Genomic DNA, 22,285 nt, shown 5'->3' with positions numbered 1-22,285 from the left:
TATCGTCTGCAAAGAAGGGATAAAAGTACGCCAGGACTAACGCGGGCGGGACTTAACTAATCACCAAACGAACTTGTGGGTCATACTTACAGGCTCATCCTTTCTCAAAAGAGATACGCTTACCAGGCCAAAATTATGAGATCAACGTATAGAGCCATCCGGATAAAGATACATGCCTCCCTCCAGATACACGGGTTCTCCTTCTTCTACCGCTAAATTATGATATAGCGATTGCATTTCATCATCTGCACTTTCTTCCGGTTGGTTTTCAACTCGATAATAGGTATCTACATCATAGTTCTGTTTACGGAGATCGTCGTCGCTGTATACGCCAAGCCGTTTTTTTAAGCCTGTTATATTAAATATCCATTTTAACCCATCTTTAATATAATAGGCATCACCATAAGCATTTTCATCGGGGCATTCTTTATAGCCCATCCGCAATGCAACATCACAGCCATGCTTACCAACATATTTATAACTCATATCCCCCCCAATATGTTGCTTCAATATCCCAGATAAAATTCATAACGAAAACCTATCCTGATAACCTATGCCACATGAAGGATAGAATTTAAACTAAAGTACGCGTTATATTATCCCCTAAGTCCGTATCAAGTATGCGTATTCTGTAGTAGGTAGTAATATGTTCTATTTATTAATGTGAGTTATATATGAAGAGATTATTTACAGCGATGATTATCGCTTTTATTACTGTCACGGCATCATCCGGTGCGCTTGCCTGCCCAAAGGGTCAACATCCACATGGGGGTACAGGCTCACATCATAAGGGTGGATGGTGTTCATACGAGCAGTAACGTCGCAGCTTACTCATTGAACGGCACTATAGCCTTACATTTATCAACGCAGGCGCTACGTTTGTCGATGCCGTAACTTTCTGAAGAAAAAACATGAACGAGTTGGTATCGATCGCAAAGAATATGGTTACCAGCAACAGTCACCTTGTCTCCAGGCTGTCGATATTCTACGGACACGACAGGAAAGGATTTTATTAATTCCTTAGAAAAACCATGTTAATCAACAGGATAAATAGTTAAAACGTGATAAAAGGCGTAACCTTTGCCCGCTTAAAGCGGGCAATATTGCAGGCAAGAGATGTTATTATACTAAAACATAAAAACAGGTGAGGCTGGTGTAATGAGAATCGACAAACTTTCACTGCTTAACTTTCGTTGCTTCAGACAGCTCGATATTACTTTTGATGAGCACATTACGATTCTGGTTGCACCGAATGGCGCGGGCAAGACGGCAGTGCTGGATGCGATACGCCTGGCGCTGTTTCCCTTTATTCGTGGTTTTGATGCCAGCCTCTACGTAAAAGATAAATCGCTGGCGATCCGTACAGAAGATGTACGTCTGGTTTTCCGCCCCGAAGCGCTGAACATGGAAATGTCGTCTCCGGCCATGATTACGGCTACCGGGGAATGGGAAAGTGGAAAAACGGCAACCTGGATGCTCGACAAGCGAGGAGAACAGCCGCCGCATGAAGATAAGACAGCGGCGCAGCTTACCCGTTGGGGTGAACAACTTCAGACGCTGGTGCGTGAAGAGCATAATTTGCAGCAGGTTGAACTTCCCCTAATGCTTTATCTGGGGACTGCTCGCTTGTGGTATCAGGAACGTTATGAGGCACAGCCTACTGAACAGCGTCTGGATAACAGCGTCTTTTCACGTTTGTCTGGTTATGACGATTGCCTTTCTGCCACATCAAACTATAAGCAATTTGAACAATGGTATAGCTGGTTATGGCTTAGCTACCGTGAACATCAAATCACACAACTTGAATCACCTTCAGCAAAGTTAAAAGAAGGTGTTCGTGTTCAGCGGATGAAAGAAGCTATTCAAGCCATCCAGCAAACCATTAACTGTCTGACGCAGGAAGTGACTGGCTGGCACGATCTGGAATACAGCTCCAGCCATAACCAGCAATTGGTGATGAACCATCCACAGCACGGTAAGATTCCCTTATCCCAGCTCAGCGACGGCCTGCGTAATGCGGTTGCGATGGTAGCGGATATCGCGTTTCGCTGTGTCAAACTCAACCCCCATTTACGCGATGAAGCCGCCTTAAAAACACAGGGGATTGTGCTGATCGATGAAGTCGATATGTTCCTGCACCCAGCCTGGCAGCAGCAAATTATCCAGTCTTTGCGCAGCGCATTTCCACTAATCCAGTTTATTGTCACTACCCATAGCCCGCAGGTTATCAGCACGGTAAAACGTGAATCCATTCGTCTGCTTGAGCAGGATGAGAATGGCAACGGGAAAGCGTTGATGCCGCTCGGAGCGACCTACGGCGAGCCGAGTAACGACGTGCTACAAAGTGTGATGGGTGTCGATCCGCAACCTCCGATTAAGGAGAAGGCTGACCTACAAAAGCTGACGGCTTGGGTAGATCAAGGGAAGTACGACGAGCCAGAAGCACAGCAACTGATGGCTGCATTACAGGTGGCGCTGGGTGATCAACATCCACAACTCCAACGCTTACAGCGCAGCATTGCCCGGCAGAACATGCTGAAAGGGAAAGCGCAATGAGGCATGTGATAAAAACCCGACGTGGAACAGATGCCTTACTCACTGCACATGAGCAACCACCACAAAATTCAGATCAATCAACTCGTCGCTGGCAGCGCTTTGGTCGTGAGAATAAAGCAGCCTTAATGACTCTGCTTCTCAATGAGCAATATCACCTTTGCTGTTACAGCGAAATCCGTGCTGATTTGCGTGGCCTCGGCTATCACATTGAACACGTCGAAAATAAAAGTCAGCAGCCAGGGCGAACCTTCGATTATCAAAATCTCGCCGCCAGCGCGTTAGACTCTGAGAATGGTTTGCACCTGTTTGGTATCAACGCTTTCGGCGGTCACGCAAGAGGAAAACAAGAGGCCGTGGATATGGCAAATTTTATTCATTGTCACCTCCCTGACTGTTCTCGTTATTTTGCTTACCTTTCTGATGGCCGAATAGTACCGGCTGATGAGCTAAATGCCCAGGAAATGGAGAGGGCAGAGTACACCATTGATCTACTAAATCTGAACAGCGGATTCCTTCAAACGGAACGTCGTAATCATTGGGAAGAGCTGGAACAGCTTTTTGAGGAACATATTGAAAAAGGCTGGGATCTGCAACAATTACTTCAGCTTGAGCTGGTCCCTTCACCAGATCATAAACTGCATGAATTCTTCAGCATTACACGCCAGTTTTTCCAGCAAGAAGCTGAACAGGTATTACAGATCCACGCCCCAGCATTAATTTAACACCACTATTCCTGATTGGTCCCTCAACTTTATTTCACTGCATAATGCGCCAGCTACTCCCAGCAGGCGCGTTTGTTTTTATCTCTGACTTAACGCGGCTATTAGCAAAAAATGTGATTAGAGAGTGTACAACAGTATTAGTAGCAAAAATTGCTTGCTGGTTCATTTTTAACCTGCAATTCTAATTTCCCTCACGGTTATACTTCAGCAATAGTTAATGTATTATGGACAAAGCAGAAATTTTGGAGCAGGGTTGTTGGGCTGAGATCAATATCGAAGAATTTGCACAAAGGGTGAAAGGTATTTCACGAGACAAGTACCCTTCATTACGTTGTATCGCATGTGAGCAAAGAGTTCATGATAGTGGCTTAGTTACTCCTAATCCTGACTATAGCCCCAGATTCTCTCATTCATCTCCGCCTGATAACGGCGAATTTTGCCCTCTTGGGTCTACATCTCAACGTTTCGGTGGCCTTTCCGGGAATGACAGAACAGCATCAACAGAAATTGCTGCATCTCGCCGAAATCGATTCATGCAATTTGATAACCTCTGCAAGGCGTGGATAGTTTGTAGGTATTTACGTGGAGGAGAAGGGAAGCTTGATCAAAAGTCATTCATTCGTTTGGTCAGAATCGCTGATAGTTTTGGGATCTGGCATTATAGCTATATGCCAGACTGGGGAATCCCGCTTCTTCTGATGTTAATGGATAACCATCCGACGCCAAACGGTAAATCAGCTTTTTTCTATTCACTTAAAAAAGATAGACTTCGTAAAGGAGTGGAATGGCAAAATCTGAATGTCCGACTTGAAGCGCATTGGGTGAGCAGTGGTAAACCGATAGTACCTACTGAAGGTAAAAAAGCTTCTTTTTTACTCACGATACCCTTCAGTGAAGCCATTTATGATGAAATCTTGAGCAAGGAAAATCCTGCATGGTGCACTGAAAATACTCTTAGAACTCTTCACGCTTTTAGCGTTGAAGAGACAGATGACTAAGTTTACTCACATTTCTTGCCTTCATTGATCAAGTGACAATGAAGGCTAAAAAAACAGCGCGTAATGCCCCCAATCTCCACAAGCAAAATCATTTGGGGGTGCTTATGGGGGGCACTCATTTATCCAACACAAAAAATCAATTTTAAATCAATAAGTTAACCATTGAATACGACTCCTGTGATCTCCGCCAGTTTGCCTCTTCTGAACTCTCCTGACGTCAACAAAACCCTTTATAATTCCTTATATATCAAGCATTCCTTGTATTCTGAGGTCAACCGGAGTCTATTGGTATCAATATGCCTTTGGGGGCACAATTGGGCATACCAACTATTGGAGGTAAAATGACATGCCACCAAAAGAAAAAAATCATTAATAATCAAATAATAATATCACTTTGAAACCGTAGTAAACCTTACAAATTTTCTATCGGCAGGGGCTCTTTTTGCTGGTGAATCCAACGGGGTCAACGTGCTGGCGGAGGAAGTACCGAATAGAGGGGAAGGAGAAAAGCCCCACATCTGGAACATGGCCGGATGTGGCTATTAACGAAGCCATCAAGCCAGGGTGTGTCCCGTAACTATTTTTGTACAATCTGGCGCATGATTTGATTACAAAGCGTCACTGAATTTGGCTCGTTACGATTTCCCTGAAGAAGCGTGGGCGCTCATTTCCCTTATGTTGCCACCTGAAAGGGGCTCTTCCAGAGGTGGACGTCCTTACTTTGCTCATCGACACGTTATGAATGGTATATTTTGGGTGCTTTGTTCAGGCGCTCCATGGCGGGATTTACCTGCACGCCTCAGCGACACGTTCAGAGAAAACAGCAAGTAACTACCAGTGCATGTTAAAGCCGGGAGCCATCAGATTGTTTTTGAGGCGATTGTTAGGTTAAGGACACACCCTAATGCTCCATTTGTTTCTGCTATCCTCAAACAACGATTTATTGCACCAATATCATGCCGATGAAGTTAATCTGCTGGCTCACAATTCAATAATCTCTGAGCACGATAAATTGAAATATACTCTAAAGGCGGTATATTATTTAACTTCTATATACTTCTTTCTATTTTACTCATGATATTCCAACGCACGCTTATCAGGCTGATTGAACCATTGACGTCAATAACCATATGATATTATTTTTGGTGTGTAGCAATCCGGTTATTGACATAGCCATTATTTGTTATAAGCCAACCTATTGAGGTGCCTACATGCATATACATATCAATCGTGACAAAGAATTTTCCCCATAGCGACATGGAATTTATATACAATAAAGAGGTCATTCATACCGAACGACCATCTTTATGAAAAAGATCTAACACCGGGCTCTATCGAATATGTTTCCTGCCCCAGTAGTAGATCTACAGGTAAAGATATTATGGATAGTTGATGGTAAATCTACCCGTAGCTTTAAATTCACCTGCATTGATAACATTACTGCCATCCTGTTTTAAGGTAGCCCGAAAATTCATTGTTTGGGTACTATTTCCAATATCGCTGTTGGTATAATCAGGTGTATTGGTAAATTTATAAACTGAAGTACTGTCTCTGGGCTTGAGCAATGTCCAGTCGCTGGTGCTGAGTGGGTTCTTCTCCCCCTCAATCATTACACCAATCCCACTGGCAGCACTACTCGTCAATGTATTACTTAGTAAAGTTTTATCTGTTGTACCAATATTGGTAGAATCCAGCGTCACATTCAGGTTTTTAACATACTTACAGTTACTGAGTTCAATAGAAAATGTTTTCTGCATCGTCGTGCTTCCATTAACAATATCTTCAGCAGAAACACGTCCAAACGGCACGGTAGCATTACTAACGCCCTCACCGGTAACGGCACTGGCTGTGCAGGTTGGATAATTGATATTCAGTGTACCACTATTGAACACGTAGCTCACAGAATGCTGCGCAGCATCTGAGGTGTACGGTGTATTAAATTTAAGATCATATATACTACTTTTCAGAAAAGTGATGGGGAGGGATGTTGCGCCATTAGGATTAAATTTATCATCAATATAAATATGATATTTAATCCATAAAACAATGCCACCATAGGCATAATACTTCCAGTTGGTAGCCCTATCGCACATTCCAGCTTTTGTACGCTGATCGGCCCCCATTATAGTATGCATATTAAAGGATTTAGCTGCACTATCACCGCTGGCCCAGTTGACCCAAAATTGCTCACTGTAATATTGCCCACCAAAGTTAATACTAGTAAATTCAAGAGCAAAATAGAGCCCGGTAATATTTGTCTTCCAGAGCTTATTGCCATTATAAGTTAATCCAGAATCGATATACCCATGATGCAAATCAGCCTGACCTTCGTTACCATCTTTATTACAACTCAGGCCGGTATGAGGATCAAGATCTCTTGCAGCATCCGTCACGGCAATTTCCCGTAAACCGTTTCCTTCATGCATTGCCAGAGGTTTTACAAAAGTTGTCGGGTTGAAATCTACAGTGATATCGCTGATGCTGCTTGAAATATTACTACTATTTACGTTGCCATAATCTCCAACAAAAACAGACCATCCATAGGAGGCTTGTGAAAATAAAGAAAGAGTCGACAACAACAGACATAACATGCGAAATTTAATCGTCATTATTTTATCATCCTTGTTTTTATTTACTGGTAAGATATATTCACCAGCACTCTGGCAGTTACCAGCCCTGATGACACATCTTCCATGCTGACAATTTTTTGCATCCGGGCGTAGAATGTCCACTGTGAATTACTGTAATTGCTATCCGGCAAGCTATAGATAGCTTTTGACATCCCATTGACATCCAGCACATTAAAACGTGTAGCGTTGCTCTGAGCGGAAAAAATCACCACGCCAACATTTTTCGCACCATCTTTATTTTGCGCTAACTCATTAGCAAATACCTGTAAGTTATCCGCAGGCAAGGCTCCCTGTTGCGGGGAAAAGGTAAATAACACCTGAGAAATCTTATCATCGCTGACCGGACAATCAACCAGACGCAGAGTAAAGTTTTGCCCCCCGGCATAATCAGTTTCAGCTGTAATCTCATTCGAGAAATAGTCCAGCTTAACGGTGGGCAGTCGCACCACACCGTTATCATTGACTTCCAACCGACAGGTATTATTAATCACCGTTGCAGTCACATCGACGTTATGGTCGGCGTATCCCGGTCGCGATAAAAAGGCCGTTGCCAGCCCTGAACAAAATAGAAAATAACACTGTCTGCGCGTCAGCATGGCTATTCCAGAGCCTTAGTTATAAGAGATAATAAAGGTGGTTTCACCAAGAAATGACCCCGCCTGAATATCAGCCAGGGATTTACCCGACGGCATGGCTAACCTGGCGCTCATATCATAATCAACCGTAGTAGAACCTGTTGCTGCTGAGACATTAATCTCCTGTGTGGTGGTGTCCGGCGTGTAGCAGTGGAACTGCGTTCCCTGACCTGCCGAGCTACCCGTCCATAGCTCCAGGGCCGTAGCCGTAGCGCCACCACTTGCAGCGGCTGTACTATTGGCAAAACCAGCCTGGTTTGAGTTGCCTCCTGCACAGCCATTGGCCCGCTTAACAATTTTCAGATTAGCCTTGCCGTTTGGCAAACCAGAACAATCAGAAAAACGTATTTTAAAAGCTTTGCCTGCATTACTTTGATAGTTCACTACCTGTGAAACTGGCACGTTACCCAGTGCGATAGTGTTGGTTTGAGTGGTACCGTCGTAGATAGCCGCAGTACAGGTACCTACTTCGATAGTACTTTTTACTTTGAGATCAAGGGTTGAGGTTCCGGCCCAGGCTGGAGAAGCAACTCCTGTGCTTAATAAACTACCAAAAACCATCCCGGCGAGTAATTTCCTGTTCATTATCATCATCCTTGTTAGTTATAGGTGAAGTTGAAGGTGGCGGTAGACTCAAACTCACCGGTAGACGTTGTACCACTGCTGTTAACGATGCGCAGGGCAACGGTCAAGGGTAAACCTGCCGACCTTTCATCAGAACTCCATGTGATAGTCGTGGCGTTATCCGGAGTAATAAAGTTATTACCGCTATCGCTCTGGCGTTTAAAACCCATGCCGATATTAGTTGCCGCAGTACTGTTTGACAGACTGTTGTTAATCAGGTTGCCAGTGCGTCCTGCGGAACTGGTGATTTTTGTGCTAATGGCAGAAATCCCAGGGCTGCAATTATCAGTCTTCAGCGTAAAATTAGACTGCGCCGCAGGGTCTTCGCTAATGATTTTATCCAAAGAAACATTAGGTATAGTCAATGTATACTGACTATTACGCGTATTTTCCTTAACAGCCGGGCTGACGGCAGTATCAATAATAAAATTACAGGTGGTCTCAATCACCGTTGCAGTAAAATCAACATTAATTTCGGTAGGGGCCGCAGCCCCATGGCTGGCTAGTGGTAATATCAGCCCCAATAATGGTGCGGTAAGTACAGATTTATTCCGTTTCATGATCTATTCCATCTTAGTTACGGTTGGAGATACGACAGATGACATTACTCAACACCAATGTCTGACTCCCCGGTAGAGTGGCTGGCTGAGCCGGGAATTGATAGGCTGCGCGACAGGACTGCGGCCGACCCTCTTCATACCAACGAACGATGAGTTCACCAGCATTGTTAATACCACGCACAAATGCCTGACCATCCTGGCCCATATTGCCAATTGGCACATCACCTTCATAAACCTCAGCAGCAAACGGCAATGTCTTATTATCGCTGCGGACCATATTTATGACGGCTGAACGCCCCTGGTCGGTTTCGAAGTTGGCGAAGAGAATCGCGCCATCGCGCGGTACGGCAATGGTACTGGTACTTTTCAGTTCCACGTCACCATCCATGTCCTCAATATCCAGTGAAATGGTATTTTCACGGTATGGTGACAGCGAAGAGGTTACACCGTAGCCCCAACGGTCTACGCTACTGCCGCTACTGTTAATACGTGCACCTTTGGCCCCTGGCGCTTTCACCAGCACTATGGTGTCGCTGGAGCTAAAACTGTCATTACTGAAGGTCAAACCACCGCTATGCAGCACAAAACCACCATCTGTACTCAGTGAATATTGTCGACTCTTATCAGTATCAAATGAGCTGGATGCAGACCAACTGCCCCATTGTGAATCATAGCTGGCATAACCGCCTACTGAGGCAAGATCGCTACCGGTCTTATTCATCGTATAACCGGTGTTAACACTGTAATTCAGCAAATTATCTTCGCTATTACCGCTTGAGTTCATATTCACCATATGGGTGCCGTTAAAATCAGTATTAATATTGGCGTTAAGGCTGGTAAAACCTGAACGGCGGTAAGTACCACCAAAAAGATTACTCAATGGAATGCTAAAGTTAATATACATCGCATCGTCTTTATCACCATATTCGTTCCATGTACGCTGAACGGTAATACCCGCACTCCCCCAACTGAACCCTTTGCTATAGCCGACGTTGTACTCACTGCGACTATGCTCACCCGCCCAATAATCACTCCAGGATCCGGAAAGATAGAATGAACCGTAATCCTCTTTCTCAAATTGCAACGGCTGGCTGATACTGACGGTAAACTGATTTTTGAGTCGCTCGTAAGTATTCATTTTCGTACTCACCACGCCATGTGCCGCATCATCAATCAGGCGTTGTGCATCGCTCAGCCCAAGATATTTTCGGGTAGAATAGCGATAAGCAGCAACGTTGATCGAGGTCTCTGTCGGCTCCAGCAGTTTGTTCCACGTCAGGCGGTAACTCTGTCCGGCATAAGACTCATCATCGGTGATTTCCGCCTGCGATTGGGTGACATCCACTGCAATGGCGCCAAATGGTGTGTTAATCCCCACACCTAATAACCCAGCTGAGTAATCATTATCGGTGACTTGCAGGCCTGCATAACCAGTCACATAGTTGTTGATACCGTAGTAAAACGATCCCTGAATCAAATTAGGTTCATGACGCAGGCTGTCGTCTTTCATCTGTCCAATGCTAAAATCCCAGCGGGCGACGCCAGGTCGCTGCATCTGCATCACTGAAGAAAACGGCTGGCTAAAGGTTCGCCTGGAGCCGTCAGCCTCTTCAATAGTAACGATCAAATCGCTACCGAAACCGGATGGGCTAAGATCGTCAATGATAAAGGCTCCTGGCGGTACGGTAGTTTCATAGATTTTATAACCCCCCTGGGTAATAGTGACCCTGGCGTTGCTGTTAGCAACTCCTCGAATAATAGGCGCATAGCTAGCCTGCGAGGATGGCAACATTCGGCTGTCACTATAGAGGCGAGCACCGCGAATATTAACCGAGTCAAAGGTTTCGCCCGTCGTATAGGCCTCACCCATAATGAGCTGAGATCGCAATGCGGTAATATCACGCTGAACGTAGCGGTTCTGAAAATCGAGGTTACTACCACCATTTTTGGCCCAGTTATAGTTACCGGTGGCACGAAAGCGCCAACCCGCAAGGTTAACACCGCTGTTAAATGCACCATAAAAGGTGTCATTATTTCCATTGTCATATTCACTGTGATAGGCATTGAGTGAATAAGATAAAGTGGCGGCATTAATCCCATTGTCCCACAATGAAGGGTCGACATAACCTTGATAGTTACGATTCTGCCAGGCTTGCGGTACAGTAATGTATAAACGTTGATCGCTGCTATCGTAGCTAATATTCGAATTGTCTATTAGCGTTGTCAGATTCAGGCAATCGCTATTTTCATCCTCTTTCTTTAGCAAAATATCGCTATTTTTTATCTTCTCAGGCTGATTAATATGCAACTGCGCAAGATTTTTTTTGCTGATACAGGCTTCAGCATCATTTTTTCCGACATCAATAAACGGAATTTCCAGATTAGTTGTGATTTTATCATTAACAAAAACGCTGACATTGTATACCCCCGGCGGTGTAGGGTTACCGTCGGCATAGCGGCTAATATCAATAGACGACTTACCATCACCCATTAGAAAAGTTTCATCAAACTCAATGCTTTCCGCAGCATAGCCCCTATTAACAGCACACAATGCCAGGCAGATAGCAATGGTAGTGCGCGATAAGGGATGAGGGCAATTGATAAAGGTGTACAACGTTATAATCCTTCTTATTTTTATTGTAGAGAGGCTGTAGCGTTGATAATTCCGCCAAAATCATTGATAAAACTGTAGTTAATTTTGCCACTGCTGATCGTAGTCGCGGTTTTGAGAGTAAAACTGGTCTCAGTTAGCGGAGCAGCCATTTGACCGTCGACGATATATTTTTTACCAGTCGACTCCAGTTCAATACTATTAAACGAGACAAAATAGGGCGTTGGATTATTAACGGTCACAACGGACTTGCCCTGTTCATGCTTCATTCTCCAGGTTAACTTTGCCGGAGCCTCACCCGCCAGATCGCCCAATCCTTGAGGGCGGTAAAACAGTTTAATGCGCGTGCGAAACGCTAACTGCAGCGTGTTCTGCGCAGCTGAATTCTCATTTTTATTAGCTTTTGGCGGCACTTCCAGTACGTTGAACCAGAATACACTTTCCCGGTCACTGGGAAGAGTTTGACTACCGGTATACATAATTTTTATCGTCTGGCCTTTTTTGGGATCGATACGAGAAACCGGCGGAGTGGCGTTAAATGGTACCTTAATTGCACCAGGTTCCGTATTATCATTACCGGTATCCAACCAAGTTTGTACCAGCAATGGCCGCGAGCCTTTATTCTCCAGGCGCACGTTAACATCTTTTTGTGCGCCACGATAAACGATACGCGTACCTGAAATAACAATATCAGCCCAGGCGACATTACTTAGTAACGTGCCGGTAAGCGTGATGACCGTAAATGCAGTTCTCAGATGACATAACATAAGCATTCCTTGCGTGCTTAAATATCGCCATTAATCCATCGCGGTATGGGCAGGATATTTTATTGATAATAAGCGTACCGAAAAATATCGGCACGCATGCTCGCATGACAATTCGCTAAATAATCTTCACGGGTAGGTGTAGATTAATTATAAACGATAGAGTAAATAGAGTTAGTGGTGACCGCGCCGGAGGTCACTGCATCGCTGGTGACACCAGGAGCCATAACGTAGGAAGCGCGCAGATTATAGGTACCGGCGCGGGTAGTATCATCCAGTGCCAGTTCGTGTTTGTCAGAGTGGTTAACCATATTCACCAGAGTCAGACCGCCGGCAGCTTCAACTTCGTGTACTGCGATACTTACGCCATTGGCCATTTTAATGCCTGAGCCCAGGGTAATATTGGTATTGTTAGCCAGAGTACCGTCGCTGTTGGCGAAGTCTGCAGAACTCATATACAGAGCTACGTTTTTCAGATCAGCATCAGCGCCAGTGCAGTCCACGGTGATAGAGAAATCTTTAGGATTCAAACCAGTGGTGTTTTGTGCAACGGTTGCGGCAGCTTTCATATCTGCCAGAGTGACGGTTTTCAGTGTAACAGTACCGTCAGAACCGATACTGGTTTTACCGCCGTCAACAACTTTAGCGATACAGGTCGCTGGATCGACCTGGCCATTGAACGTGATCTGGCCAGCTGCTACTGGATCGGCAGCCATTGCAGAACCCGCGCCCATCGCCATAACCATAACTGCTAACGATAATGTTTTTTTCATTATTACATACATCCTTAATGTGAATAAAAATTGTCATCTATGATTAAATGAGGGCGCAGTATGAGCGAGGGAAATATAATATGTAAAATAAAACACATGTATTATCATTTAGAAACAATTCACGTTAATTATAAATAAGGATATCCGCATAAAATATATTGAAAATAAATATATATATGATTAAATATTATACTTTTAGGTATAAAATTAGTTCATTCAAATCATGTAGCTGATTACAAGAATAATTTTTTTATATTTTCTTAAAAGTAAAATTAAAAAAACTAAATGGATTTGTTTATTTCATAAAATAATATTAAAAAAAAGAAATAAATGTCAATGACTGCATTGGTGTATTACCAAGAACGCTATTGTTGTGTCCACTCATTCATTGAGCGCTGATGGCAAAAATCGCCGGGAGCATGTTTTACCAGCTCACGTAATAACGTGCAGATATGCTTAAAAGGCCAGCGACGGGTTCGTCCGGCAGGTAATGATTTCAGTCCTGCAACACCCGACTGCGTGAACCAGTTAATCCAGCGTCCGACGGAGGAACTGGCACAGCAGAGCGTTCTGGCAACATCGCTGACGCGGTCACCCTGATGCAACATCAGCATGGCCGTCAGCCTGCGGATGCGTTTTATGGATTACTTACTACATCAGGCGTCGTTCGTCACGGGGAATGGGTGCTATGATCGGCATCGCTTAGTCCGGTTGGTGATTTGTTTTGATTTGGCGATTGATCAGATTGCACCATCCGGACCGGGTTCCCTCAAAGGGGTTTACTATTCCGCGTAGCTATTTAGAAAAAATTTTTGATGCAAACATAGGAAACAGAATGGCTGCGCTCAATAATCTGTTCTACCGCTTTAATTTTAAACGCTTCGGGATAACATTTACCGCTCATGGGCTCCTCTCTTTAAGTCATCTTAAATGACTCAGCGGTGTCTGTTAAACCTGTGGCGATTCATTCCTCCGTTTTATCCAGACGAAATTATCCTGATAATGTGCTGTAGCGGCTGAATGACTTAATATCACATCAACCTAAACACTGAATAGTTTCTCAGTTACCTGATTTTTCATTGTTATCTATTAGATACTGCAAGCATTTTATCTTTATACCCTTTCTCTCCCATACGTCCTGTTTATTCATAACCCCTCCCATTATTATATTTCAGCAGTAAAATATCCGTATACATTCTTATACCATGTGCTCATATTACTCCACATAATCGTGCTATTCACATTTAGAGATCACGTCATCGATCTGCTGACGAAGGAATCTTTATGTGTAAATCCCGTCTCACTGAGCATCAGAACATCGCCGTAATTAAGTTGGTCGAAGCTGGACGAACGCTTAAAGATATCTGCCAGGAGGCGGATATTTGTGAAGTGACTGACGACATCTATGGACATTAGGTTTGACCACATCCTGTTTCTCACTAATGTGCTCCGGGAAAGAGTTTTCATCAAATGAGCAATTGAAAAAAGTAGCCAGAAGCTGAAGTTGTTTCGACCGATAAGTCTGTCGGTTGCTCAGACTGTCACGATCAGAATTAAGTCAGATCAACTTATTGGCAAGGTATAACTCCCGGCATTAAGTTACAAGATTTTCTCATGGCATTAGCATTACACCTCCTTAAAGTTTACATGCGTCTCTATAAAATAGTCTTAAATTTGTATATAAGAAGTTGATGAGAGCACAAATTTCACCATTAAGTCATTGAATAACAATGCAATAAAAGAAAAAATCTTAAATTAGGTTTTAATAATAAGAATTCATTACAGGTTGACAGGAATTACTTTTATATTTCATCACATCACCCCGATAGTGACGAAGGCAGCAGACAGATGGTATTGAGAACCGTTATTTATCACCCTCATGATTTAGCAAATAGTGCTGTTTTAAGATTTTTTATGATATTGGAGATACTGTATAAAAATCTCAATGCGTGAAATGAAAATCCGAAATGATGTATTACGACTGTCGGATCTGTCATGGTTCCTTAAAGCTGTATTTTAGGTCTTTCCAGGAGTTTATGACACTGACAATAATTCGCGAATTTTGACAGCCGTAGCACTGTATATTATCTGGATTGACACATTTATTTACCAATGAAATATTAATAGAAACATCGACGGGAGTCGTTCAGGATGATGAGAAAGCCTTCACAAATTGTCCATTGCATTAGTTGCGATTTATCCTGTCAATTATTCCCTGACAGCGCAGTACGGGTGCAATACTGTCATAATGCGGCATTTTCCATCTGGCCAGATGGTAATGCTTTCCTGAAAAAAGGGTTTATTGAAAAGTTATTGCTTGATAGACACAACCATTTATCCAGCGGTTTTATCTTTGTTGATTTTTCTTTCCCGAATCTTCGACGATTTACCGATCTGCAATGGGCTGACAGTCTGGCAAACAGTGGTATGCATATTGTCCTGATTTCTGACAAAAGTTTAACTCCGCTGGCCAATTACTGGATTTTGAAAAGCAATAAAATACAAGGAATTATTTATTTCGATGACGATGATATTGTGCAACAGCAAAAGATGCACCGCTTGTTTACCGGTCGGCTTGCCAACAGTAAACGTGGACGAACGCTTAACTATACGGAATTTATATTACTGAAGCGCTTTGTATCAGGAATAAGTATTCAGCAGATTGTAAATATTGACAATATTGATATTAAGAAACTTTATGTGCATAAACTGCGGCTTGAAAATAAGCTAGGGCATAGCATTCATAAAATAATATCAAATATTTTATAGATCCGTTTCCATTTTTATTATTTCCATATTATTGCGATGTGGAAGACGCTTTACGCCATAATGCAGGAGGCAGAATGCCAACTCCCCAAAATTACTCATTCATCGCCATAGCGGTATCAGCAGCGTTAGCCTCTATGGTATTTCCCTCCCAGGCGGCCTGGGTTGACGTTGATAGTCTGCCATCCAGTGGGCTGGTCAGCCAGTTGCCGCCGGAATTACAGGCCATTATTCCCGCTCAGGCCAGTACCGGTTTCACCAAAGTCGGGACCATGCCCAACTACGTTTATCAGTGGAACACCGGCACCATCCCGGTTTATGGCAATGGCCTCACGCTTAATGGGCCGGGCGCGGAGGCGTTTGAACACACTGTCACGGTTATTCAAAACAGCGGGACGGGAAGTCCGGGCGTGATTTTTGGCAACGACCTGACCATTCGGACGCAGTCGGCGAATGCCGCGAATAATGGTAGAGACGTCGATGGCATCCGTACTCACGGCGCAAATACTCCGGATAACCCGGTATTTATTATTACCGGTGACCGTACCAACATCTACGTGGATGGTCAGGATGGTGACGGTATTAACGCCGGATATAACTCACTGGGCCAGGGTTGGACCGGATCGGCCAATATTTACGTCGGCGACGATCTGTATATCAAAACAACAGGTAGCCAGGGACGTGGAATTACAGCTAACGCCATGCGGGATGCGTCACGTGCCAAAAATACGATTGTCGTCGGCAATCGTGCACATATTGTTACTACCGGCGACAGTTCGGAGGGGCTGCGTACCGGACAAAGCGGTTCGTTGATTCGTCTGGGTGACGATGCAACCATCGAAACCTCCGGCGCATCCTCAACGGGGATTTACGCAGCATCATCCTCCAGAACCGAGCTTGGCAACAACGCTACTATTACGGTGAACGGTGCCAGCGCACACGCGGTATATGCAACTAACGCTACCGTTAGTTTGGGAGAGAATGCCACTATTAGCGTTAACAGCGCCAGTAAGGCTGCATCCTATAGTAAAGCCCCTGCCGGTTTATACGCCCTCTCCCGAGGCGCCATTAATCTGGCAGGCGGTGCGGCTATTACTATGGCGGGCGATAACAGTAACGAAAGTTACGCCATCAGCACGGAGACTGGCGGCATTGTTGACGGTTCTTCAGGAGGTCGTTTCGTCATCGACGGTGATATTCGTGCTGCTGGCGCCACCGCTGCCAGCGGTACGCTACCGCAGCAGAACAGTACGATTAAGCTCAATATGACGGACAACTCGCGATGGGACGGGGCGTCGTACATCACCAGCGCTACGGCGGGCACAGGCGTTATCTCTGTACAAATGAGCGATGCGACCTGGAATATGACCAGCAGCTCAACGCTCACTGACCTGACGCTGAATAGTGGCGCAACCATTAACTTCAGCCATGAAGATGGCGAGCCATGGCAAACGCTCACCATCAATGAAGATTATGTAGGCAACGGCGGTAAGCTGGTCTTTAATACTGTGCTCAACGATGATGATTCCGAAACGGACAGGCTGCAGGTTCTCGGCAATACTTCAGGCAACACATTTGTTGCGGTAAATAATATTGGAGGAGCCGGGGCTCAAACCATTGAAGGTATTGAAATTGTTAACGTTGCTGGCAATTCCAACGGTACTTTCGAAAAAGCAAGCCGTATTGTTGCCGGAGCCTATGACTACAACGTGGTGCAGAAAGGTAAAAACTGGTATCTGACCAGCTACATTGAGCCGGACGAACCGATTATTCCCGATCCGGTAGACCCTGTTATCCCTGACCCTGTCGTTCCCGATCCGGTGGACCCTGATCCAGTAGACCCGGTCATCCCTGACCCTGTTATTCCCGATCCAGTGGACCCTGAGCCAGTAGACCCTGAGCCAGTAGACCCGGTCATCCCTGATCCGGTCATTCCTGACATAGGACAATCTGACACACCGCCGATAACAGAACATCAGTTCCGTCCGGAAGTGGGCAGCTACCTTGCCAACAACTATGCGGCAAATACGCTGTTCATGACGCGTCTCCATGACCGTCTGGGTGAAACCCAGTACACCGACATGCTGACGGGTGAGAAGAAGGTCACCAGCCTGTGGATGCGTAACGTCGGCGCCCATACTCGCTTCAACGATGGCAGCGGGCAGCTAAAAACCCGCATCAACAGCTATGTGTTACAAGTGGGAGGCGATCTGGCACAGTGGAGCACTGACGGTCTTGACCGTTGGCATATTGGTGCAATGGCAGGTTATGCCAACAGCCAGAACCGCACGCAGTCGTCCGTGAGTGACTATCATTCCCGTGGTCAAGTCACCGGTTACAGCGTCGGCCTTTACGGCACCTGGTATGCTAACAATATCGATCGGTCTGGAGCTTATGTGGATACCTGGATGCTGTACAACTGGTTTGATAACAAGGTCATGGGTCAGGATCAGGCCGCTGAGAAATATAAATCCAAAGGAATTACCGCCTCGGTTGAAGCCGGTTACAGCTTCAGGTTAGGTGAAAGCGCGCATCAAAGCTACTGGTTGCAGCCCAAAGCGCAGGTGGTATGGATGGGCGTGCAGGCTGACGACAATCGCGAAGCCAATGGTACCCTCGTCAAGGATGATACCGCTGGTAATCTGCTAACCCGCATGGGCGTAAAAGCCTATATTAACGGCCACAATGCTATTGATGACAATAAATCTCGAGAGTTCCAGCCATTCGTGGAAGCGAACTGGATCCATAATACGCAGCCTGCCAGCGTGAAGATGGACGATGTCAGCAGCGATATGCGTGGTACGAAAAATATTGGTGAACTGAAAGTGGGTATTGAAGGACAAATTACCCCGCGCCTGAACGTATGGGGTAACGTAGCGCAACAGGTAGGTGACCAGGGCTATAGTAATACCCAAGGCCTACTGGGGGTTAAATACAGTTTTTGATTCAGGTAACAACAGAGCCGCTGATCTTCAGCGGCTTTTACCCGGAAGCGCCTTCATTTGGCTGATACGTTCCATGAACGGCTCCCAAAACAGCTTAATGTGTACAGAAAAATATCGGGCGTTTCCCGATGGTGAACATAAAGCCACGATGGCCCTGAGTCAGGATGGTGTAACTGATACTTTTCCCTGGATAGACATAAAAATCGGGTAAAACCGTCTCGATAACCGCATCGGACAGTGTTTCGTCACGCGTGACTTTGTTGATATCCGTCGATATAAAATGGGTGCTGTCTTTATTTTCACTCCATACATAGGAAACATCACGGCGGATCACGCCGCTCATTTTATTATCGACGTAATACGTTCCGCTGATGGAAACCACCCCAGTACGTTTTTTCAGCGAATACATAAAATCCAGCGTCAGGTTAGCCTGAGTGTTGTTATAAAACACAATCACAGGCGCCGTACATTTCTCTGGATCCCGGTTCTTTTCCGTATACAAATGAAAAAGATGCCCAAGCCCTACTCCCAGAAACAGTAGCGTCAGGCAGGCTAACATCAGTGCCTTTTTACCCATGTGTCACCCCGCGGAAAAAAAGCGTCACGCAGCCTGTATCACCGCGCGTTTTATAAGGTTGCTGACAAATCAATGCCGTAACCGCTGGGGTGCGACTGCTGGAAGGGAAATAGACCCATGGGTATTTCTGACAATCCATACCGGTTTTTAGAATCAATGACTTATAGCTTGCAAAGCGGCTGCCGCTTTCGATATCTTCATTCCGCGAGAAAAAATGACAGCCCTGAGTTGTTTCAACCAGCGTGTAGCGATCGTAAAAATCCTTATCGGGAACGGTTTGCCAGCTGATAGTGCCAAGCAAAATACCGACAGCAAATGTCCCGGTCATCCAAAGTACAGGTACATAATGTTTAAACCAACGCCCTGACATACGCGGTGGCGTCTCACCCTTTTTTTCTATTGCCTGAGCGAAGTCTTTGCGGATGGTCATGATGCTCACACCAGGCTCAATCTGAAAGCCTCTACGCGGAACCGTGATTATCAGCGTATCTTCATTTTCGCCAACGGTACGTAATCCGCGGCGAATAATGGAGATATTCTGATAAAGCGTATTTGCCGACACCACCATGCCGTCTTCTTCCCACACTTTTTGAAAGAATGTTTGTTGTGAGACGACGGAGGGGGCGTTTTCCAGCAGAAGGCGCAAGCAGCGGCTGGCGGGCGTTGTCAGAATAATGTTGAGATCTGGCCTCGATAATGACGCCAGGCGATTCATTTCTGGATTAAATTCAATATTATCGTTAATTATCCATAACATCGCATTGTTACCATGCCAAAACATAACGTAGTTGGAGAGGGTTAATAGACACCACTGAGTATAGTCTGATGCTGTGGCTGCGTAGCAGGACATGGATTGTCCCCTGCACATACCGATTATATAGAAGAGCGAGAGGCATAAGACATTAACAGGTAAGCGTAGACACTGCTTTTCTCATTATAGCAGGCAAGTAATGTGATGGACGCCCCTTCCTGAAGTAGCCAGAGCTATATTTTTACAAACTGCATTATTCCGGGAGTAGTATCACACGGTATTGATATTGCCAAATCTGTTTTTCAGTTCTGCGTCTGGATGGATGGTGGCTCCGTTGCATGGAATAAAAAAATCTCACGCTCCAGATTGCAGGATACCTTTCGACAAATTGAGCCCGTAACGCTTAACGCTATGAGGCTTGTTTAACCTCTCATTTTTGGGGAGTAACGTTCAGTACAATGGGGTATCCCGCGAGGCTGACTCCAGCACAACATGTAAAAGCCTTTTTTCGTAGCCAGAGGAACAACGCCAACGATACTCTGGCAATTTGTGAGACTGTGTTTCGCCCGGGTATTTACTTTGTTTCTGTAAATACACCTCTCTGTGGGGTGAAAAAAAGGCAGGATACTCCAGTTTACCCCTGGTGCTATTTTCAGTGGGAAGGTCAGCTCTGAAATTTATTTCATAACTTATGGTTCTACCCTGGAACCGACAAATTTTGAGCGATTATTTATGAAAGTTACGTTTTTTTGGAAGCTGGTAACGTTGTACACGCTCCTGATGCTCCCTCAATTTTTCCTTGTACCACATATCACTACACCCCGGATCACTCGGAGTAAGGCAATATAAATTTTTATCTGTTTGAGGCTCCTTCTTCTCCCAGGATAATGTTGGTTTATCTTTTGGTAAATATAAATATTCTTTATTATCAGTAGAATATGGATGATTTGATGAGGCAGATGCTGCCATGCTATAAAGCAATAAGATTAAAAGGATATTCATCTTTTTTAAGCGTGGCATGAGCGTGCTTCCTTCAGGATTAAATACATACGACCTCCCTGAAAAGGTCAAAGTTCCCGTTAAAGCATTGACCCTCCCCCCTGAAAACAACGACTGCTGGTAGCATTTCAGGAACACGCCCTCCCGGATAAGTGTAAGCTTTCCCGGACGGGCACTCAGCGCCACCCTATCCTTTATCTCCATCATTCATTGTCCTTATTTTCCCCCGCGTTCCCGCGGAGGAGAATAAAAACCATCATTAAAAATAAAAACCAAAGGTTAAAAACTAAAGACCCTGACGACACACCACGTTGATCTTGCTGCTATCGCTGCTGAAGTAGACGCCGCCATAGCGCAGGCTGACGTTGTTATGGGAGCCGCTACTCAACTGGTCCGATGACCAGTAGGTGTTGTCGGAGAAACGCGCGCTGGTATAACGTGTCATCATGCCCCACTCGTTCAACAGCGCTCCGGTGCCCCGGATCAGTGTTGCGGTGTGATTTGTACGCAGGATCATCTGGGCGATCGTCGGCAGGCTGTAACCCGACTGCGATGAGCAATACGTGTTCGCGTCGGACCAGCTCATTCTGGTCGACCCACTATGTATGAACCAGCTCTTAAGCGTGAAACTGTACTTAATGATGTTCCCCTGACTGCTTGTCGGCGTACCCGTAATGGTCACCTTGTCGCCCGTACCTGTTCCGGTGAACTTCACCACCCCGTCCGTCACTGATACCCAGCTGGCGTCGGAGGTCCAGATGTAATCAGTCACGCTCTTGCTGTCCTTCGGCACGATGGTGAACGTCGCCCCGGTAAAGCCGGTGGTCGGGAATGTCCCCTCTTCGCTGGTCTGTGTAAAGGTGTAAGCATTGACCTGCGTATTGATGGATGCAGGGGCCTCATATCCCAGAATGATGCCGTACTTACCAGACTGCGCCGCCGTGCTCCACCCGCCCAGCCTCACCGTCGCCCTCAGGTTCGTACCCGCCGTGGTGGCCGTGTAGGCCGCCGTGTAGGTCCCGTCCCCGTTGTCCCGCCAGCGGCTGCCGGCTTTAAGGATCGCATTCGGTACGGTGACCGTATCCGCCGTCAGCGAGGCGGCCGTCCCGGTCACTGCGTTGTCCTGTCCGTCCTTCAGCGTCACCGTCACTGCCATATCAGAACCGGACACATAGGCAGTGGCGTCGGTGCTGATAGCCGATTTCGCCCCGTCCGGCGTGGCCGCCGTGATGGCATACGCATCAGATGACGCCGGGTTGCCCCTGCCGCCCAGCCTCACCGTCGCCTTCAGGTGTGAACCCGCCGTGGTGGCCGTGTAGGCCGCCGTGTAGGTCCCGTCCCCGTTGTCCCGCCAGCGGCTGCCGGCTTTAAGGA

Annotated in this window: 18 protein-coding genes and 6 pseudogenes; 10 read left to right on the top strand and 14 right to left on the bottom strand. The window is 45.7% G+C overall.

The features are described 5' to 3' along the window. Nucleotides 1–141 precede the first annotated feature (141 nt). Complete coding sequence (locus NBA72_RS08290; protein WP_000120776.1) at nucleotides 142–486, bottom strand: hypothetical protein; 345 nt, start codon at nucleotides 484–486, stop codon at nucleotides 142–144. A gap of 370 nt (nucleotides 487–856) precedes the next feature. Between NBA72_RS08290 and NBA72_RS08285 the strand changes: the two genes are divergently transcribed. The 7 genes and pseudogenes from NBA72_RS08285 to NBA72_RS08255 form a co-directional block, all read left to right on the top strand. After that, nucleotides 857–1,024 carry a TA system toxin CbtA family protein gene (locus NBA72_RS08285; protein WP_223228506.1) on the top strand — a complete coding sequence of 56 codons (168 nt, stop codon included), beginning with the start codon at nucleotides 857–859 and terminating at the stop codon, nucleotides 1,022–1,024. A gap of 134 nt (nucleotides 1,025–1,158) precedes the next feature. Further along, nucleotides 1,159–2,350, top strand: a pseudogene (locus NBA72_RS08280) (AAA family ATPase). After that, a complete protein-coding gene (locus NBA72_RS08275) occupies nucleotides 2,347–2,556 on the top strand; it encodes a hypothetical protein (protein WP_129541163.1) in 210 nt (69 codons plus the stop codon). Before NBA72_RS08280 ends, NBA72_RS08275 begins: the two are co-directional and overlap by 4 nt. Then, the gene (locus NBA72_RS08270; protein WP_024797508.1) at nucleotides 2,553–3,278 is read left to right on the top strand and encodes a retron system putative HNH endonuclease; all 726 of its coding nucleotides are present in this window, start codon (nucleotides 2,553–2,555) and stop codon (nucleotides 3,276–3,278) included. The genes NBA72_RS08275 and NBA72_RS08270 overlap by 4 nt, the downstream gene beginning before the upstream one ends. A gap of 224 nt (nucleotides 3,279–3,502) precedes the next feature. Next, entirely contained in the window at nucleotides 3,503–4,276 is a 774-nt protein-coding gene (locus NBA72_RS08265; protein WP_042948574.1) for a hypothetical protein, read from the top strand. Nucleotides 4,277–4,694: 418 nt separating this feature from the next. Continuing rightward, nucleotides 4,695–4,853: an Arm DNA-binding domain-containing protein gene (locus NBA72_RS08260; RefSeq protein WP_342365454.1), complete on the top strand. Its 159-nt coding sequence runs from the start codon at nucleotides 4,695–4,697 to the stop codon at nucleotides 4,851–4,853. Between the two features lie 50 nt (nucleotides 4,854–4,903). Then, nucleotides 4,904–5,074: pseudogene (locus NBA72_RS08255) on the top strand (transposase); the annotation flags it as partial. A 104-nt stretch (nucleotides 5,075–5,178) separates the two neighbouring features. Here the strand turns inward: NBA72_RS08255 and NBA72_RS08250 are convergent. The 9 genes and pseudogenes from NBA72_RS08250 to NBA72_RS08210 all read right to left on the bottom strand — a co-directional run. Further along, nucleotides 5,179–5,313 (bottom strand): annotated as a pseudogene (locus tag NBA72_RS08250) (hypothetical protein); the annotation flags it as partial. Between the two features lie 342 nt (nucleotides 5,314–5,655). After that, nucleotides 5,656–6,885 carry a fimbrial protein gene (locus NBA72_RS08245; RefSeq protein ID WP_001522214.1) on the bottom strand — a complete coding sequence of 410 codons (1,230 nt, stop codon included), beginning with the start codon at nucleotides 6,883–6,885 and terminating at the stop codon, nucleotides 5,656–5,658. 23 nt (nucleotides 6,886–6,908) lie between these two features. Continuing rightward, nucleotides 6,909–7,502 carry a fimbrial-like protein gene (locus tag NBA72_RS08240; protein ID WP_023200969.1) on the bottom strand — a complete coding sequence of 198 codons (594 nt, stop codon included), beginning with the start codon at nucleotides 7,500–7,502 and terminating at the stop codon, nucleotides 6,909–6,911. A 15-nt stretch (nucleotides 7,503–7,517) separates the two neighbouring features. Next, nucleotides 7,518–8,126, bottom strand: a complete 609-nt coding sequence (locus tag NBA72_RS08235) for a fimbrial protein (RefSeq protein ID WP_001080417.1) — start codon at nucleotides 8,124–8,126, stop codon at nucleotides 7,518–7,520. 14 nt (nucleotides 8,127–8,140) lie between these two features. Further along, nucleotides 8,141–8,725, bottom strand: coding sequence for a fimbrial protein (locus NBA72_RS08230; RefSeq protein WP_039590871.1), 585 nt, complete (start codon nucleotides 8,723–8,725; stop codon nucleotides 8,141–8,143). Between the two features lie 13 nt (nucleotides 8,726–8,738). Beyond that, nucleotides 8,739–11,339, bottom strand: a complete 2,601-nt coding sequence (locus tag NBA72_RS08225) for an outer membrane usher protein (RefSeq protein WP_052324008.1) — start codon at nucleotides 11,337–11,339, stop codon at nucleotides 8,739–8,741. Nucleotides 11,340–11,359: 20 nt separating this feature from the next. Beyond that, nucleotides 11,360–12,103, bottom strand: a complete 744-nt coding sequence (locus NBA72_RS08220; RefSeq protein ID WP_000882257.1) for a fimbrial chaperone — start codon at nucleotides 12,101–12,103, stop codon at nucleotides 11,360–11,362. A gap of 143 nt (nucleotides 12,104–12,246) precedes the next feature. Further along, nucleotides 12,247–12,873 (bottom strand): fimbrial protein, encoded by a 627-nt coding sequence (locus NBA72_RS08215; protein ID WP_000753270.1) that lies wholly within the window; start codon nucleotides 12,871–12,873, stop codon nucleotides 12,247–12,249. A 389-nt stretch (nucleotides 12,874–13,262) separates the two neighbouring features. After that, a pseudogene (locus NBA72_RS08210) lies at nucleotides 13,263–13,572 on the bottom strand (helix-turn-helix domain-containing protein); the annotation flags it as partial. Between the two features lie 585 nt (nucleotides 13,573–14,157). Between NBA72_RS08210 and NBA72_RS08205 the strand changes: the two are divergent. The 3 genes and pseudogenes from NBA72_RS08205 to misL all read left to right on the top strand — a co-directional run. Beyond that, nucleotides 14,158–14,268 (top strand): annotated as a pseudogene (locus NBA72_RS08205) (IS3 family transposase); the annotation flags it as partial. A gap of 756 nt (nucleotides 14,269–15,024) precedes the next feature. Continuing rightward, complete coding sequence (locus NBA72_RS08200; RefSeq protein ID WP_439004989.1) at nucleotides 15,025–15,642, top strand: helix-turn-helix transcriptional regulator; 618 nt, start codon at nucleotides 15,025–15,027, stop codon at nucleotides 15,640–15,642. Nucleotides 15,643–15,716: 74 nt separating this feature from the next. Then, nucleotides 15,717–18,584 carry an intestinal colonization autotransporter adhesin MisL gene (gene misL, locus NBA72_RS08195; protein ID WP_042948581.1) on the top strand — a complete coding sequence of 956 codons (2,868 nt, stop codon included), beginning with the start codon at nucleotides 15,717–15,719 and terminating at the stop codon, nucleotides 18,582–18,584. Between the two features lie 94 nt (nucleotides 18,585–18,678). Here misL and NBA72_RS08190 read toward each other — a convergent pair whose 3' ends face one another. From NBA72_RS08190 to NBA72_RS08175, 4 genes and pseudogenes are all read right to left on the bottom strand, one after another. Next, nucleotides 18,679–19,143, bottom strand: a complete 465-nt coding sequence (locus tag NBA72_RS08190; RefSeq protein WP_001521985.1) for a hypothetical protein — start codon at nucleotides 19,141–19,143, stop codon at nucleotides 18,679–18,681. 10 nt (nucleotides 19,144–19,153) lie between these two features. Beyond that, nucleotides 19,154–20,011, bottom strand: a complete 858-nt coding sequence (locus NBA72_RS08185) for a winged helix-turn-helix domain-containing protein (RefSeq protein WP_077917547.1) — start codon at nucleotides 20,009–20,011, stop codon at nucleotides 19,154–19,156. Between the two features lie 627 nt (nucleotides 20,012–20,638). After that, nucleotides 20,639–21,118 carry a hypothetical protein gene (locus NBA72_RS08180; RefSeq protein WP_000970020.1) on the bottom strand — a complete coding sequence of 160 codons (480 nt, stop codon included), beginning with the start codon at nucleotides 21,116–21,118 and terminating at the stop codon, nucleotides 20,639–20,641. Between the two features lie 79 nt (nucleotides 21,119–21,197). Further along, nucleotides 21,198–22,285: pseudogene (locus NBA72_RS08175) on the bottom strand (inverse autotransporter beta domain-containing protein); the annotation flags it as partial.

The sequence above is a fragment of the Salmonella sp. NW1250 genome (assembly GCF_051812965.1).
GTDB lineage: Bacteria > Pseudomonadota > Gammaproteobacteria > Enterobacterales > Enterobacteriaceae > Salmonella > Salmonella enterica.
Note: the sequence above shows the minus strand (reverse complement) of the source record. Positions and strands in the feature narration are given on the sequence as shown.

Coding starts and splice junctions, on each gene's coding strand:
- NBA72_RS08290 (WP_000120776.1), bottom strand. CDS start 486: ATGAGTTATAAATATGTTGGTAAGCATGGCTGTGATGTTGCATTGCGG.
- NBA72_RS08270 (WP_024797508.1), top strand. CDS start 2,553: ATGAGGCATGTGATAAAAACCCGACGTGGAACAGATGCCTTACTCACT.
- NBA72_RS08265 (WP_042948574.1), top strand. CDS start 3,503: ATGGACAAAGCAGAAATTTTGGAGCAGGGTTGTTGGGCTGAGATCAAT.
- NBA72_RS08245 (WP_001522214.1), bottom strand. CDS start 6,885: ATGACGATTAAATTTCGCATGTTATGTCTGTTGTTGTCGACTCTTTCT.
- NBA72_RS08240 (WP_023200969.1), bottom strand. CDS start 7,502: ATGCTGACGCGCAGACAGTGTTATTTTCTATTTTGTTCAGGGCTGGCA.
- NBA72_RS08235 (WP_001080417.1), bottom strand. CDS start 8,126: ATGAACAGGAAATTACTCGCCGGGATGGTTTTTGGTAGTTTATTAAGC.
- NBA72_RS08230 (WP_039590871.1), bottom strand. CDS start 8,725: ATGAAACGGAATAAATCTGTACTTACCGCACCATTATTGGGGCTGATA.
- NBA72_RS08220 (WP_000882257.1), bottom strand. CDS start 12,103: ATGTTATGTCATCTGAGAACTGCATTTACGGTCATCACGCTTACCGGC.
- NBA72_RS08215 (WP_000753270.1), bottom strand. CDS start 12,873: ATGAAAAAAACATTATCGTTAGCAGTTATGGTTATGGCGATGGGCGCG.
- NBA72_RS08200 (WP_439004989.1), top strand. CDS start 15,025: ATGATGAGAAAGCCTTCACAAATTGTCCATTGCATTAGTTGCGATTTA.
- misL (WP_042948581.1), top strand. CDS start 15,717: ATGCCAACTCCCCAAAATTACTCATTCATCGCCATAGCGGTATCAGCA.
- NBA72_RS08190 (WP_001521985.1), bottom strand. CDS start 19,143: ATGTTAGCCTGCCTGACGCTACTGTTTCTGGGAGTAGGGCTTGGGCAT.
- NBA72_RS08185 (WP_077917547.1), bottom strand. CDS start 20,011: ATGTCCTGCTACGCAGCCACAGCATCAGACTATACTCAGTGGTGTCTA.
- NBA72_RS08180 (WP_000970020.1), bottom strand. CDS start 21,118: ATGATGGAGATAAAGGATAGGGTGGCGCTGAGTGCCCGTCCGGGAAAG.